Annotated in this window: 13 protein-coding genes; 6 read left to right on the top strand and 7 right to left on the bottom strand. The window is 64.6% G+C overall.

The features are described 5' to 3' along the window. Window positions 1-2: 2 nt before the first annotated feature. Genes ASE71_RS02525 through ASE71_RS02535 form a run of 3 tightly spaced genes read left to right on the top strand, consistent with a single transcriptional unit; the run spans window position 3 to window position 2010 of the window. Window positions 3-335 carry a cupin domain-containing protein gene (locus ASE71_RS02525; protein WP_060519216.1) on the top strand — a complete coding sequence of 111 codons (333 nt, stop codon included), beginning with the start codon at window positions 3-5 and terminating at the stop codon, window positions 333-335. Between the two features lie 27 nt (window positions 336-362). After that, complete coding sequence (locus ASE71_RS02530; protein WP_063891146.1) at window positions 363-971, top strand: gamma carbonic anhydrase family protein; 609 nt, start codon at window positions 363-365, stop codon at window positions 969-971. Beyond that, the gene (locus ASE71_RS02535) at window positions 958-2010 is read left to right on the top strand and encodes an alpha/beta hydrolase family protein (protein WP_060519218.1); all 1053 of its coding nucleotides are present in this window, start codon (window positions 958-960) and stop codon (window positions 2008-2010) included. Before ASE71_RS02530 ends, ASE71_RS02535 begins: the two co-directional genes overlap by 14 nt. Window positions 2011-2062: 52 nt before the next feature. Here ASE71_RS02535 and ASE71_RS02540 read toward each other — a convergent pair whose 3' ends face one another. Continuing rightward, entirely contained in the window at window positions 2063-3121 is a 1059-nt protein-coding gene (locus ASE71_RS02540) for an adenylate/guanylate cyclase domain-containing protein (RefSeq protein ID WP_060519226.1), read from the bottom strand. A 169-nt stretch (window positions 3122-3290) separates the two neighbouring features. Between ASE71_RS02540 and ASE71_RS02545 the strand changes: the two genes are divergently transcribed. Both ASE71_RS02545 and ASE71_RS36170 read left to right on the top strand, forming a co-directional pair. Then, on the top strand, window positions 3291-3746 hold the full coding sequence (locus ASE71_RS02545) for an SRPBCC family protein (RefSeq protein ID WP_060519228.1): 456 nt from the start codon (window positions 3291-3293) through the stop codon (window positions 3744-3746). A gap of 165 nt (window positions 3747-3911) precedes the next feature. Beyond that, the gene (locus tag ASE71_RS36170) at window positions 3912-4079 is read left to right on the top strand and encodes a hypothetical protein (RefSeq protein ID WP_089042981.1); all 168 of its coding nucleotides are present in this window, start codon (window positions 3912-3914) and stop codon (window positions 4077-4079) included. 98 nt (window positions 4080-4177) lie between these two features. Here ASE71_RS36170 and ASE71_RS02550 read toward each other — a convergent pair whose 3' ends face one another. Next, entirely contained in the window at window positions 4178-6247 is a 2070-nt protein-coding gene (locus ASE71_RS02550) for an ATP-dependent helicase (RefSeq protein WP_060519230.1), read from the bottom strand. Window positions 6248-6622: 375 nt separating this feature from the next. On the opposite strand from ASE71_RS02550, the gene ASE71_RS02555 reads away from it, so the two are divergent. Continuing rightward, complete coding sequence (locus tag ASE71_RS02555; RefSeq protein WP_034789801.1) at window positions 6623-6802, top strand: hypothetical protein; 180 nt, start codon at window positions 6623-6625, stop codon at window positions 6800-6802. Window positions 6803-7008: 206 nt separating this feature from the next. Here ASE71_RS02555 and ASE71_RS02560 read toward each other — a convergent pair whose 3' ends face one another. Genes ASE71_RS02560 through nirB form a run of 5 tightly spaced genes read right to left on the bottom strand, consistent with a single transcriptional unit; the run spans window position 7009 to window position 14211 of the window. Beyond that, complete coding sequence (locus ASE71_RS02560; protein ID WP_060519232.1) at window positions 7009-7317, bottom strand: hypothetical protein; 309 nt, start codon at window positions 7315-7317, stop codon at window positions 7009-7011. After that, complete coding sequence (gene cysG / locus ASE71_RS02565) at window positions 7317-8789, bottom strand: siroheme synthase CysG (protein WP_060519234.1); 1473 nt, start codon at window positions 8787-8789, stop codon at window positions 7317-7319. The genes ASE71_RS02560 and cysG overlap by 1 nt, the downstream gene beginning before the upstream one ends. Continuing rightward, window positions 8761-11418, bottom strand: a complete 2658-nt coding sequence (locus tag ASE71_RS02570) for a nitrate reductase (RefSeq protein WP_060519236.1) — start codon at window positions 11416-11418, stop codon at window positions 8761-8763. The genes cysG and ASE71_RS02570 overlap by 29 nt, the downstream gene beginning before the upstream one ends. 2 nt (window positions 11419-11420) lie before the next feature. Next, a complete protein-coding gene (gene nirD / locus ASE71_RS02575; RefSeq protein WP_370689609.1) occupies window positions 11421-11756 on the bottom strand; it encodes a nitrite reductase small subunit NirD in 336 nt (111 codons plus the stop codon). 4 nt (window positions 11757-11760) lie between these two features. Then, on the bottom strand, window positions 11761-14211 hold the full coding sequence (nirB, locus tag ASE71_RS02580; protein ID WP_060519238.1) for a nitrite reductase large subunit NirB: 2451 nt from the start codon (window positions 14209-14211) through the stop codon (window positions 11761-11763). Window positions 14212-14225: the final 14 nt, after the last annotated feature.

The raw sequence follows: 14225 nt of genomic DNA on the forward strand, positions 1-14225 counted from the left end.
CGATGCAGGTGACGCGCTACGGCGATGCCAGATCCTATGAGGCGCCGGAGCACTACGGCATGCACTGCCTGCGGCTCCAGGGAAAGGAGGCGACGGCAACCGATACGATCTGGATCGGCCTGTCGCACCTCCTGCCCGGTGGTCATACGTCGCTGAAGGACGCCACGGTCGAGAAGATCTACATCGTCGTTGCCGGAGAGGTGACGGTCGAAACCGGCAGCGAGAGCGTCACGCTCGGCTTTCTCGACAGTTGCCGGCTTGCGCCCGGCGAGGCGCGTGCGCTCGCCAACCGCACCAATGCGCCGGCGTCCATCCTGCTCGCCATGCCGACCTGAGCGGCGCCGCAGAACGGAGAATATTTGATGGTTTCATCGGGTCTTTACCGGCTGGGCGCGCGCGCGCCGCGCGTTCCCGCCAATGGACGATTTTACGTCGCGCCCGGCGCCGTGGTGATCGGCGACGTGTGGCTCGAAGAGGATGTCAGTATCTGGTTCAACGCCGTCTTGCGCGGCGACAACGAGCCGATCATCCTTCGGCGCGGCTGCAACGTCCAGGACGGATGCGTCGTTCACACCGATCCCGGATACCCCGTGGAGATAAGCGAGGATGTTACCGTCGGACACAACGCCACAATTCACGGATGCCGGATCGGCAAGGGAAGCCTCGTCGGCATGGGGGCGGCGATCCTCAACGGCGCGCAGATCGGTGAGCGATGCCTGATCGGCGCCGGCGCATTGGTGCGGGAAAACATGGTCATCCCGGACGGCTCTCTGGTCCTCGGGGTGCCCGCCCAGGTCGTGCGCGTTCTTGACGGAAAGACGGCCGAAGCTTTGTCGATCGGGGCGCAAAGCTATCGCGCGAAAGTCCGGAGCTATCCCGGGGATCTCCAGCCGGTCTCCGTCGAACACGTATCGTCGGGGGCGGACCCAAGCAATTACATCATGCGGGAGAACATGCATGACGCAGAATGAGAACCGATTGGTCGGTGTCGTCGAGCATTGGCTCCCGCGCATGGAGGTCGCCGGGATCCCGTCGGCAACCGCACGTGCCGTCATCGAGCGAGCCGGCGTCTGGCAGAAGTGGCTTGCTGCCTGGAGCGAGGAGGGCGAGCGTCACGCAGAGCTCGGCGCTGCGGCTCTGGTCGCCGGCCGCAACGTGACCGCCGGCGAAGCCTATGCCCGCGCCAGCCTTTTTTATCATTTCGGACAATTCATGGCCTTCGAGGATCTGGAGGCAAAGGCGAGGGCCGCCACGCGAAAGGTGGAACTCTACCGTCTCGCGGCACCCTTGCTTGATCCGCCTGGCGAGATGGTCGCTGTGCCCTTTGAGGACGGCGAACTTCGGGCCGTTCTTCGCGTGCCGAACGGAGACGGCACACACCCGCTGGCGCTGATCATCCCGGGCTCGGATTCGACCAAGGAGGAATTCCCGGCCTTCGAGCGGCATTTTCATGCCCGCGGCGTTGCGACCCTTTCGCTCGACGGTCCCGGCCAGGGTGAGGGCCGTTCGATGGGTACGCTGCGCCCGGACATCGGTCCGGCGGTTGAGGCGGCCATCCGGTCGGTTGAGGCGCACCCGCGCCTTTCGGGCAAGGTCGCGCTCGTTGGCATGGCCTTCGGCGGCTTTCTTGCCCTGCGCGCCGCCGCGTCCGTGCCAACGCTCGCCGGCGTCGTCTCCATCAACGGCTTCTTCGATCTCGGTGGATTCTGGGACGCGCTGCCGCAGGTCTATCGCGACAACATGCGCTTCTCGCTCGGGGGCGCGGACGTTCGCGAACGTGCCGACCGTTTCACGCTGGCGCGCTGCCCGCCGCCGACCGCCCCGGCGCTCATCCTCCACGGCGGACGCGACAAGATCTTTCCACCCTCCGAAGCGGTAAAATGCGCAGATATCTGTGCGCGTGGAACCGAACTGCACATCTTCGAGGATGGCAACCACGTCTGCAACAACATCCCCTGGCTCTACCGCCCGCTTGTCGCCGACTGGGTGGCGGAGCGCACGCGCGTGTAACCGTCGAAGACGGACGCTTCGCCGTTCACGGCATGGCCGTGGAAGGGCTGCGTCACGCGTCCGGCAAGGTGAAGACGGCGCAGGGTGCTGCGATGCCGCGCAAGGGATGCTCGCCGAGCGGCAGCAGCGGCGTCGACGCGGCCTCAGCCACGGCACCGGAGATCAGCACGGAGCAGCCGAGCGGCCGGCACAGGCCCTCCAGGCGGCTGACGAGATTGACCGCCGGGCCGATTGCTGTGAAGTCGAGCCTATCGGCGGCACCTATATTGCCCCAGAGAATGTCGCCGAGGTGCAGGGCGACGCCGAAGGAGAGCGGCGGTAGCCCCTCGGCCTGCCGGGCCTGGTCGAGATGCGCCATGCCGGCGCGCGCGGCGGTGACCGCGCGCAAGGCTGCGTCGCAGGCTTCGCTCGGCGAGCCGCTCACCGGAAAGATCGCCAGAACGCCGTCGCCGATGAATTTCAGCACCTCGCCGCCAAAGGCATGGATCGCGCCGGCGAGGCGATCGAACCAGGCGTCGAGGGCCGCGATCACCACGGCGGGTTCCGATGTTTCGGACAGCGCCGTGAAGTTGCGCAAATCGGCATAGAGCAGGGCCGCGCGAATGGTTTCACCGGTGCCGCGGGTGAGCGCTCCGGCGCGGACACGGGCGGCGCTGCGGCGGCCGAGATAGGCGTCGAGCAGAGCGGTGAGCGCGGCCCGCTCGGCAAGAACCGCCAAGGGCGCGACGGCAAAGCGCGCGACATCACCAAGCCGCGCCGTCTCTTCCGGGCCGAACGGGCGCGTCCCGGCCCAGCCGAGCGACGCGCGTTCATTCCCCGAACCGGTCGATTGTTGCAGCAGTGGCCCGAGCCCGGCCAGCCACTCCTCTCCCGCCCGGTCGGAGACGGCGCCGGCAAAGCCCAGGCTCTCGATCACCACGCCGGTCTCGGCTCGCCAAAGCCAGGTGCGGCGGGCGATGATCGGATGCGGCACGGCGAGCGTAAGCGCGCCGCCCGAGAGCGGCAGACCGTCGGCGACGAGCCGGCGGCCAATGTCGGACAGGAATCGGTCCGGCTCCTGCGAGGCGCTTGCCTCGTCCACGAGCCAGGCAAGGGGGGCGGACAAATCCATGCCGAAGAGGATAGGGTCGAGCGCCCTATGGACAAGCCCTTTCCCGCCGCCGCGCTGCGCGCAAGTCAGGGGCGGACGGTGGCGCCGTCCGTCACGGCGGTCTATGATTGCGGCAGCCTGCAGAAGGACTCTCAAGCCGCAGGCAGGCCAATCAGCAAAGGGAAGACCGATGCCAGAAGCCCTCGTCGTCCGCCGCGAAGCGCATATTCCGGCGCCACCCGCCGCAGTGTTCGCTCTTTTGACCGACCCGGAAAAGATCCTGCGCTGGATGGGAACGGAGGCCGACACCAAGGCGGAGCCCGGCGGTCTCTATCTCGTCAACGTGACCGGGGCCCGTTTTGCCCGCGGGTCTTTCCGCGAGGTCGTGCCGGTGCATCGGCTCGCCTATAGCTTCGGCTGGGAAGGCAGCGACATTGTCCCGCCCGGCTCGAGCCTGATCGAGATCGACCTGATCGAGCAGCCGCCCGGAACATTGCTGCGCCTTACGCAAACGGGTCTGCCCAGCGCCGAACAATGCGCCGGCCATGCGGAAGGCTGGGCACATTATCTGGAGCGGCTGGGCCAGGTTGCGTCGGGCAGCGATCCAGGCCCAGATCCCTGGCTCGGCCGCGACGGCGCGGCTTGATGCAGACGTCCCTTGCTTGCCACGACTGGGCCTGAAGGCTTGACGACGGCGCTCCTGCTTTCACATCTTATTGATGCCAAATCAGGACGTTAGGCGGCACATGTCATTGCGGTGCGCTGGCTGAACGCACCGGAACATATATGAGTTTACTCGGGATGGGAGCGAATGGACGACAACAACATCATCAAATTTGAACGACCAAAGCCGAAAAAGGAGGCGAAGCCGGCCAGCCCTGTGCCGCGGAAGGCGTTGATTTGGCTGGCACTGATAGCGGCCTTGGTTGCGGTGTGGTCGTACTATCAGTTTATCGCACCGCCGAGCTTGCCAGGCTAACAACGCTACAGACCGGCGGTTGGCGAGCGGCACGCGCTCCTCGCTTGGTCTGTCTGCAGACACGAGCGCACAATTGGCGAGCTCGCCACCGCCTTCGCTCACTTCCACATGGAGCGCATGCGGGCGCCGACGTCGATGCGGATCTGGTTGGCGCTTCGCTCGCTGGCGCTTGCCGAGATTTTCGGCCAGCTCGTCGTCTCGAAAAACTGAAGCAATGTCGCCGGGATGAAGCGGGTTCGCGAGGCGTAGACATGCCGGTCGCCCTGGGCGTTCTGGCCGTGGGTGAAGAAGCGCTGCGGCGTCACCAGGGAGAGATGATCGCGTGCCCGTGTCATGCCGACATAGAGCAGCCGCCGCTCCTCTTCGAGTTCGGCAGTTGTGCCCACGCCGAGATCGGACGGAATGCAGCCGTCGACGACGTTGAGCATGAAGACCGAGCGCCATTCCTGGCCCTTCGCCGAATGGATGGTCGACAGGATCAGATAGTCCTCGTCGAGCAGCGGCACGCCCGCCTGGTCGCTCGTGGCATCGGGCGGGTCAAGGGTCAGCTCGGTCAGGAAACGTTCGCGGTTCTGGTAGCCGCCGGCAATCTGCTCGAGCTGCAGCAGGTCGGCCTTGCGCGTGTCGGCGTCTTCATGGATCCGGTCAAGATGGGGCTCATACCAGGCGCGCGCAGCGCCAATCTCCTGCGGCCATCCGGGCTCGGCCCGTCGCAGACCGGACACCAGGTCGACGAAGCCGGTCCAGTTCTCGCCGGTCTTGGCGGGAGGCGGGATCTCAGCAAGAGCCGCGAGCGGTTCCGGATCGGCGGCGATCGCATCGAGGATCTTTCCAGCGGTCTGCGGGCCAATACCGGGCAGCATCTGCAGCAACCGGAAACCTGCGACGCGATCACGCGGGTTCTGCGCGAAGCGCAGGACTGCGAGCAGGTCCTTCACATGGGCGCTGTCGAGAAACTTCAGGCCACCGAATTTCACGAACGGAATGTTGCGGCGGGTGAGTTCGACTTCGAGCGTTCCGCTGTGATTGGACGAGCGAAAAAGCACCGCCTGCTGCTTCAAGGCGATACCGATCTCGCGGCCAGCGAGAACCTGCTCCACGATGTAGGCGGCCTGATCCGCTTCGTCCTTGACGGCGACGAGCAACGGGCGCTGCTCCGATTGCCTGTCCGTCCAGAGGTTCTTGGTAAATCGCTCCCGCGCCAGGCCGATCACGCCGTTCGCAGCGGCGAGGATCGGCTGCGTCGAGCGGTAGTTCCGGTCGAGGGTGATGACGTCGGCAGGCTCGGGCGAAAAGGCGTTCGGGAAATCGAGAATATTGCGAACCGTCGCAGCCCTGAAGGAATAGATCGACTGGGCGTCGTCGCCAACGACCGTCAATCCGTGGCCGCCGGGTCTGAGCGACATCAGGATCGACGCCTGCAGCCTGTTGGTGTCCTGATACTCGTCGACAAGAACATGATCGAAGCGTCCGCCGATATCTTCGGCAAGCTCCGGATCGGAAACCATCTGCGCCCAGTAGAGCAGGAGATCGTCATAATCGAGCACGTTCTGCGCCTGTTTGGCATCGACGTAGGCCGCAAACAGCGCCTTGAGCTGTTCGTCCCAGCCGGTGACCCAGGGATAGGCCGACTTCAATACGTCGCCAATCGAGCTTTCGGAGTTCACGACGCGCGAATAGATCGAAAGGCACGTTCCCTTTGTCGGGAAGCGGCTTTCCGTCTTCGAGAAGCCGAGCTCGTGGCGCACGAGGTTCATCAGGTCGGCACTGTCCTCCCGGTCGTGGATCGTAAAATCCGGGCCGAGACCGATTTGTTCGGCGTAGATGCGCAGGATCCGGGCGCCGATGCCATGGAAGGTGCCGGCCCAGGAGAGCGCGTCCGTCATGACTGCAGCGTTGTCGCCAAGGACCTGGCGGCAGATGCGCGCGACCCGGCGGGTCATCTCGGCTGCTGCGCGTCGAGAAAAGGTCATCAGCAGAATGCGGCGCGGATCGGCACCGTTGACGATGAGATGCGCGACGCGGTGGGCGAGGGTATTCGTCTTGCCGGAGCCGGCACCGGCGATGATGAGAAGCGGGCCGCCGACCTGTCCTTCCGGCAAGCCGATACCGTGCTCGACCGCCTCACGCTGGCGGTCATTGAGTTTTTCGAGATAGGCGGCGCTCATGCGTTCCCGTTCGTTTTCGTCGCACTCAGTCACTGCCCGCATCGATTTGCATCCAAGAGACGGGCAGGAACAAAGAAAGAACTAGCAATTTAGCATCCAGATGAAAACCCTGACGTCGCCGAGTTTTCCCTCCTGCAACGTCGGAATGTCACTCTTCCAAGGTTTTGATGACCTGCGAGATCGCCGATGGGCTTGATTGCTGCAGGTAAGGCCAATCGGCCCTGGATCGAGATCTGTCGCGGGTGATCGCCGGCTTATCGATCGGCCTATACCTATGGCTGTGCGCCGCACGAAGAACGCGCGACGGCTTGTGGCCTTATATAGTAGATTAGAAATATGCTCCGCTCCTGCGTCCACTCGAAAGAGGAAGAGCACATGGACGAACGGAGCGTTGAAAATACCTGCGAGGCCACCGGCTCGACCGCCGAATTGCAGGAGATTGCGCGCAAGCTGGCGTCGCTCGCCCAAGAGATCAGGTCAATTGCAGCGACCCCGCTCGGCGAGACGGTCGTACTCGACGAAAGCGGCGATGGATCGGAAACGGCAGTCGACTGACTTCGGCCGCGGGGCAGCGGCTTTACTTGTTCGGTACAGGCATTCATTCCTCAATTGGGGGATGGCCGTGATCTGCCTGCGCGCTTAGAACCAGCCTACGGTGGCGACCTTGGGATATTCGGGACGTCGATACGAGGCGACGCCTTCGAATATCCCTTGGCGCGTCAGCAGACGCTGGTGTCTGTTCAGGGGCAGCATTGAGCTCGTCACGCCACGACCGTCATCGTCGTTTCTATGTAGGCGGCAAGGCACACGGCTGAAGCCAAGATGCCCGGCGTTGAAGGCACGGCTTGCATTATTTTCGCGAAGAACATACCGCCGGCGATGAGCAATCCGCCGAAAAGCAGACCGTGTTCTGCAACAGCGAGGCCGATGGCGCAGAGGTTCACGGCACTCGCAACCATGGTGAGGGGCGCTGCGGCCAGCGCAGCGTTCGATTGAGCCAGGAAGATGAGCCTGAAACGCGGCCAGCTGAGGCCGATGGCGAGAACGAGGAACACCAGGGACATGCCCATCAGCATGCTCCGGCGAGAGTGCGCTCGATCGATCCGGCCTGCTTGTCTCGGGCCGAAAACACGTCGCCGACAGCGATGAGGACCGGGTTGTCGTAGCCGATCTCCCCTATGCCCTCCGGGATTGTGGCGAGCATGCCTCGCCAGCTGCGTTCCGTCGGACGGCTGACATCGCTCATGATCACGGCCGGTGTTTCAGGTGAACGGCCTTCGCCGATAAGCTTTTCGGCAATCAGCCCCGCCGTTCGGCCACCCATGTAAAAGACCGCTGTGCTGCGCGGATCGGCAATGCCTGCCCAGTCGACATCATCGGGCAGGCCGCCGTGGCGGGAATGACCGGTCACCAGCCGAAGCGACTGGGCATAGTCGCGATGGGTCAGCGACAGACCGAGACGGGAGGCCATGGCGCTTGCGGCAGTGATGCCGGGGATAACGTCGACGGGAATGTTCTCGCGGTCGAGATGGGCGATTTCCTCGCCGGCCCGGCCGAAAACCATGGGGTCGCCGGATTTCAGCCGCACCACGCGTTTCCCAGCCTTGGCGAGCTTGACCATCATGGCGTTGATGTCTTCCTGCCGGCAGCTTTCGCGGCCGCCGCGCTTTCCGACGAGCATACGCTTTGCCTCCCGCCGGGCGAGTTCGAGCACGTCTGAAGAAACGAGGTCGTCGAAAAGGATGACATCGGCCGCTTGCAGCGCGCGCACGGCCTTCAGCGTCAGGAGTTCGGCATCGCCCGGTCCCGCGCCGACCAAAGTCACGTGACCGATGGCGGGGGCTCCCGCGAGCCTTTCGGCATCAGCAAGAAGCACCCCGCCTACGCCCTCCTCCGGCGTATCCATGGTCGAAAAGACGCGATCGGCAAAACGTTCCCAGAAGAGGCGGCGCCGGGGACCGGGTTCGATCCGGCGGTTCACCGCTCCACGAAGAGACTGTGCCAGCGCTGCCCAGGCCTTCAGGCTTTTCGGCAGCAGCGTCTCGATCTTGCGGCGGATCGTCTGGGCGAGGATCGGGGCGGCGCCATCGGTCGAGATTGCAACGATGACGGGCGAGCGGTTGACGATCGAGCCGAACTGGAACTCGCAGAAGTCCGGCTTGTCGATGACGTTGACCGGAACGCCCGCTGCGCGGGCGGCGGCGAAGAATGCCCGCGCCTCCGCCTGGTCCTCGCAATCGCCGACGGCGAGCGCGGCACCGTCAAGATCGGCGGGCGCCCAGTGCCGGCGGTTTAGCGTGACGCTGGCGGTGGGGTGTTGCGAGGTACGGCCGGCAAATGCCGCGAGCGCCTCGTCATTCCCCTCAGCGTAAAGGTCGACGCGGGCGCCGCAGGCGGCCAGAAGCTCGGCCTTCCACATCGCTCCGTCCGTTGCACCGGCCACCACGACGCGCCGGCCCTCCAGCGCCCAGAAGACGGGCAGCTTGGCGAGCGCCTCCATGCGGGCGGGTCCGTCACTCTGCGGCTGCTGCAAGACATCCATCGATGATCCCCCTGATTTCGGCGCGGCACGAGCCGCAATTGGTTCCGGCATTGAGCGCCACGCCGACGGCCTCGACGCTGTGGCAACCGCCGCGTACGGCCGCGACGATCTGGTTGACGCCAACACCGAAGCAGGAGCAGACGGTGGCGCCGGGATCCGGCTTGTCCGCCCCCGGACGGCCCGCGACGAGCGCGAAGCGCTTGCGCAGATTGGCGTGGTCAGCGCCGAGTTGTGCGATCGCCCAGTTGCGCGCGACGGCGACCGGTTCGCGCGCGAGGAAGAAGGCCGCGAGAAGCTGCGGACCATTGAAGAAGGCGAGCCTGATGTCGCCGGTCTGTGCATCCGCATAGCCGAGCGGCTCTACGCCTTGCGGGATCGCAAGAACGCGGCGGCACCAGCCGGCCCAGTCGTCCACCGGCTCGGCAAAAGCCAGTTCCAATCGCCAGCCGCCAGCCGCCTTCGCCAGCGCCCAATAGGCAGCATCCGGATCGACCGGCTTTGCCAGCGAGACAGCGAAGGCGTAGTGCGTCGCCTTGAACTTTCGCGCGGCGACCGCAATGTTCTTCGATGCCGGCTGGCCGGAAAGACGATCGGTGATCGGCGGCACGAGGACATCGATGCGTGCCTTCGCCGCAAACTGGTCGTTCCAGTGCATCGGCGCGAAGATGCTGCCGCGCGCCTGGCGCTCGGTGATGAGCGCACGCACGAACGCCTTGCCCTCAGGGCTTTCGATCTCGATAAGGTCGGCGTTGCCGACGCCGATCTCCATCGCATCACGCGGGTGCAGTTCGGCAAACGGTTCGGCGATATGGGCCGAGAGGCGCGCGCTTTTGCCTGTGCGGGTCATCGTGTGCCACTGGTCGCGGATGCGGCCGGTGTTGAGCGTGAACGGGTAATCGGCATTGGTGCGATCGGTCTCTGCCGGGCGAACGGCCACGAACCGGCCTCTGCCGTCAGCGTGATAGAAGTTGCCCGCCGCAAAGAAACGGCTTTCGGCGCGCTTCTGGCCTTCCCGTTGGGGCCACTGGAAGGGCGTCAGCCCGTCGTAGTCCTCAAGCGCAAGATCGGCATAGGCGCCAATGTCGAAATCGCGGCTGCCGGCATTTTCGAAGGCCGAGAGCGCGGCATGTTCGCGGAAGATCGCGGCGGGCGCTTCGTAGGCGAAAGCATCGGTATGGCCCAGGCGGCGACCGACCTCGGCCAGTTGCCACCAGTCCGCCCGGGCTTCTCCCGGTGCGGCGAGGAACGCCCGCTGGCGCGAGATGCGGCGTTCGGAATTGGTGACCGTGCCGCTCTTTTCCCCCCAACCGAGCGACGGCAGCAGCACATGCGCGTGGCGGGCGGTATCAGTTTCTTTCAGGATGTCGGAAACCACGACGAAGGGACAGGCCCTGATCGCGGCCTCGACGGCGTCGGCATCCGGCATCGAGACGACGGGGTTCGTTGCCATGATCCAGAGCGCCTTGACGCGACCGTCTGCCACCGCCCGGAAGAGATCGACGGCCTTGAGCCCCGGCTTTTCGGCAATCTTTGGCGAACGCCAGAAGCGCTGGACGCGATCGCGATCACCGGCATCTTCGATCGCCATGTGTGCTGCGAGCATGTTCGCAAGCCCGCCGACCTCGCGGCCGCCCATCGCATTCGGCTGCCCCGTCAGCGAGAACGGCCCCATGCCCGGCCGGCCGATGCGGCCGGTCGCAAGGTGACAGTTGAGGATCGCGTTGACCTTGTCGGTGCCCGAAGACGACTGGTTGACGCCTTGGCTGTAGCAGGTCACGACCTTCTCGGTTGTCGAAAACAGCCGGTAGAATTCGCGCAACTGCATCGCCGGAAGACCGGTCCGCTCGAGCACGTCGTCGAACGAAACACCGCCCGCTGCGAGCAAGGTATCACCGAAGCCGGCCGTATGCGCCGCGACATAGTTCTGGTCGACGGCATTGCTGGAAACCAAATGTGAGAACAGCCCGACGAAGAGCGCCACATCGGCGTCGGGCCGGATCGCGAGATGCAGGTCTGCGATATCGGCCGTCATGGTGCGGCGCGGATCGATGAGAACGATTTTGAGGCCCGGCCGTTTCGCCTTGGCGGCGGCAAGGCGCTGGTAGAGGACGGGGTGGCACCAGGCAAGGTTCGATCCGGTGAGTACGACCAGATCGGCCAACTCCAGATCTTCATAGGTCCCGGGTACCGTATCCGAACCGAAGGCTCGGCGATGACCGGCAACCGACGAGGACATGCAGAGACGTGAATTGGTATCGATGTTGGCGGAACCGACAAAACCCTTCATCAGCTTGTTGGCGACGTAGTAGTCTTCGGTGAGCAGCTGGCCGGAGACGTAGAAGGCGACCGAATCCGGGCCGTGTTCGGCAATCGTTTCCGCAAAGCGCGTAGCGACAAGGTCGAGGGCTTCGTCCCAGCCAGCCTGGCATCCGTCGATCTCCGGATGCAGCAGCCGACCGTCGAGGTCGAGGGTCTCGGCGAGTGCGGACCCCTTGGAGCACAGCCTGCCGAAATTGGCGGGATGGTCGGCATCGCCGCGCACGGCGACGGCGCCGTTGTCATCGACCGTCGCGATGACCCCGCAGCCGACGCCGCAATAGGGACAGGTGGTCTTGACCTCTTTTTCCATGGTCATTCCGCCGCAATCAGCAGGCTTTCGAGCGCAATGAACAGCGCGCCGCCGTCAATACGCACCGGAATGGTGCGCACCGCGCCTTCGTCGGCCCCGAGCGCTTTGCCGGTTTCGAGCGAGATCGCCCAATTGTGCAAGGGGCAGGTGACCGCCTTCGCGTGGACGATGCCTTGTGACAGCGGCCCGCCCTTGTGCGGGCAATGGTCCTCGATGGCGAAGACCTCGTTTTCGGCTGTGCGGAAGACGGCGATCTTGCCCTGAGGCGTCTTCACGCAGCGCGCGCCTCTCAGCGGAATGTCCGAGATGTCGCCGATCGGGTGCCAGGTCATGTTCATCATCTCACTCCGCAGCTTGGGGGAAGCCGACCGTCGCCATCGGTCGGAACTCGTGTTTGTCCTTGCCGGAGACGCGCTCCGACCAGGGGTCGACCTGGGCGAATTTCTGGCTGAAGACGAAGCGGTCGAAATAGGCCTTGCGCTTGTCCGCATCGTCCATGATCTGGCGGCGGATCTCGTCGAGGCCGACGCGTTTCGCCCATTTGTAGATGCGCTCGAGATAACGCGCCTGCTCGCGGTACATCTGCGTCAGCGCCACGATATGCTCCAGCGCCTCGTCCTCGCTTTTCACCAGGCCCAGGACCTCGGTGCCCTTGATGTCGAGCCCGGCAGCACCGGCGAAATGGATCTCGAAGCCCGAGTCGACGCAGATGACGCCGATGTCCTTGCAGGTGGCCTCCGCGCAATTGCGCGGACAGCCGGAAACCGCCATCTTCAGCTTGGCGGGCGTCCAGGAACCCCACATGAACTTTTCGATCCGGATGCCAAGCCCGGTGGAATCCTGCGTGCCGAAGCGGCACCAGTCCGAGCCGACGCAGGTCTTCACCGTGCGCAGACCCTTGGCATAGGCTTGGCCCGAGATGAAACCGGCCTTGCCGAGATCGGCCCAGACGGCAGGTAGGTCTTCCTTTTCGATCCCGAGCAGGTCGATGCGCTGGCCGCCGGTCACCTTCACCAGCGGGATTTCGAACTTGTCGACCACGTCGGCGATGGCCCGCAACTCGCCGGAATTGGTGACCCCACCCCACATGCGCGGCACGACGGAATAGGTACCGTCCTTCTGGATGTTGGCGTGAACGCGCTCGTTGATGAAGCGCGATTGGTAGTCGTCGGCATATTCGTCGGGGAAATCGCAGACGAGGTAGTAGTTGAGCGCCGGGCGGCACTTGGCGCAGCCGCAGGAGGTCTTCCATTCCAGCTCCTGCATGACCGCGGGAATGGTCTTCAGGCCCTTGGCCTTGATCAGCCGACGTACGTCGTCGTGGCCGAGATCGGTGCAGCCGCACATCGGCTGGACGGCGGCAGGACTATAGCTCTCGCCGAGCGTCAGCGTCATCAGCTGTTCGACAAGGCCGGTACAGGAGCCGCAGGAGGCCGATGCCTTGGTATGGGCGCGCACCTCGTCGAGCGACGTCAGGCCCTTGTCGGCAATCGTGGAAACGATCTTACCCTTGCAAACGCCGTTGCAGCCGCAGATTTCCGCATCATCCGGCAAGGCTGCAACGGCCGCCATAGGGTCCAGCGGAGCGCCCCCCTGGAAGGCCTGGCCGAAGATCAGGGTCTGGCGCATCTCGGAGACGTCGGTCTCCTTCTTCTTCAGATCGTTGAACCAGGCGCCGTCGGATGTTTCGCCATAGAGCACGGTGCCGATGATGCGGTTGCCCTTCAGCACCAGCCGCTTGTAGACGCCGGCCGTGGCGTCGCGCAGGACGATCTCCTCGCGGTCGTCGCCATCGGCAAAGTCGCCGAGCGAGAAAAGTTCGATGCCGGTGACCTTGAGCTTGGTCGGCGTGTCGGAATGGACAAAGGCGGCGGAGCGGTCGCCAGCCAGATGCGAGGCGGCGACACGGGCCATCTCGTAAAGCGGCGCGACGAGGCCATAGACCATGCCGCCCACTTCCGCACATTCGCCGAGCGCCCAGATGCGGCCATCCGAGGTCTGCATGCCCTGGTCGACGACGATGCCGCGGTTGATCGCAAGGCCGGCCTCCTTCGCAAGGCCGACACTCGGCCGAATGCCGACGGCCATGACGACGAGCGTCGCCGGAATGATGCGGCCGTCGTCGAGCTCGATGCCTTCGACCCTGCCGTTGCCGACGATCGCCTTGGTGTTGGCCTTGCAGATGATCTTGATGCCGCGGCCTTCCAGCTCCTTCTCAAGGAGATAGCCGGCGGCCGGGTCGAGCTGGCGGTCCATCAGCGTCGGCATCACGTGAAGAACGGTGACGTCCATGCCGCGACCGGCAAGGCCGGCGGCCGCTTCAAGGCCGAGCAGGCCGCCGCCGATGACGACGGCTTTTTCGCGCGACTGGGCGGCGAGCAGCATGGCCTGCACGTCATCGAGATCGCGATAGGTGATGACACCGGGCAGGTCCTTGCCGGGCACCGGCAGGATGAAGGGCACCGAACCGGTCGCGATCACCAGCTTGTCATAGCTTTCGGTCACGCCATGGTCGGAGGTCACGGTTTGGGCATCGCGGTCGATCGCGACGATGCGATGACCCTTGTAAAGCGTGATGCCGTGTTTGATGTACCAGCCGTCGCCGTGGATGATGATCTCTTCGTAATCCTTTTCGCCCGACAGCACCGGCGACAGCATGATGCGGTCGTAGTTGACGCGTGGTTCGGCGTTGAAAATGGTCACGTCGTAGTGCCCGGGCGCCTTTTCCAGCAGGTGCTCCAGCATGCGCCCCGGCGCCATGCCATTGCCGATGATGACGAGTTTCTCGGTCATGGTCTGTCCTTGTC

Source organism: Ensifer sp. Root954, assembly GCF_001429005.1.
Classification (GTDB): Bacteria; Pseudomonadota; Alphaproteobacteria; order Rhizobiales; family Rhizobiaceae; genus Ensifer; species Ensifer adhaerens.

Bases quoted from the DNA above. Each gene is read 5' to 3' on its own strand.
- ASE71_RS02525 (WP_060519216.1), top strand. From the start codon at position 3: ATGCAGGTGACGCGCTACGGCGATGCCAGATCCTATGAGGCGCCGGAG.
- ASE71_RS02530 (WP_063891146.1), top strand. From the start codon at position 363: ATGGTTTCATCGGGTCTTTACCGGCTGGGCGCGCGCGCGCCGCGCGTT.
- ASE71_RS02535 (WP_060519218.1), top strand. From the start codon at position 958: ATGACGCAGAATGAGAACCGATTGGTCGGTGTCGTCGAGCATTGGCTC.
- ASE71_RS02540 (WP_060519226.1), bottom strand. From the start codon at position 3,121: ATGGATTTGTCCGCCCCCCTTGCCTGGCTCGTGGACGAGGCAAGCGCC.
- ASE71_RS02545 (WP_060519228.1), top strand. From the start codon at position 3,291: ATGCCAGAAGCCCTCGTCGTCCGCCGCGAAGCGCATATTCCGGCGCCA.
- ASE71_RS36170 (WP_089042981.1), top strand. From the start codon at position 3,912: ATGGACGACAACAACATCATCAAATTTGAACGACCAAAGCCGAAAAAG.
- ASE71_RS02550 (WP_060519230.1), bottom strand. From the start codon at position 6,247: ATGAGCGCCGCCTATCTCGAAAAACTCAATGACCGCCAGCGTGAGGCG.
- ASE71_RS02555 (WP_034789801.1), top strand. From the start codon at position 6,623: ATGGACGAACGGAGCGTTGAAAATACCTGCGAGGCCACCGGCTCGACC.
- ASE71_RS02560 (WP_060519232.1), bottom strand. From the start codon at position 7,317: ATGGGCATGTCCCTGGTGTTCCTCGTTCTCGCCATCGGCCTCAGCTGG.
- cysG (WP_060519234.1), bottom strand. From the start codon at position 8,789: ATGGATGTCTTGCAGCAGCCGCAGAGTGACGGACCCGCCCGCATGGAG.
- ASE71_RS02570 (WP_060519236.1), bottom strand. From the start codon at position 11,418: ATGGAAAAAGAGGTCAAGACCACCTGTCCCTATTGCGGCGTCGGCTGC.
- nirD (WP_370689609.1), bottom strand. From the start codon at position 11,756: ATGAACATGACCTGGCACCCGATCGGCGACATCTCGGACATTCCGCTG.
- nirB (WP_060519238.1), bottom strand. From the start codon at position 14,211: ATGACCGAGAAACTCGTCATCATCGGCAATGGCATGGCGCCGGGGCGC.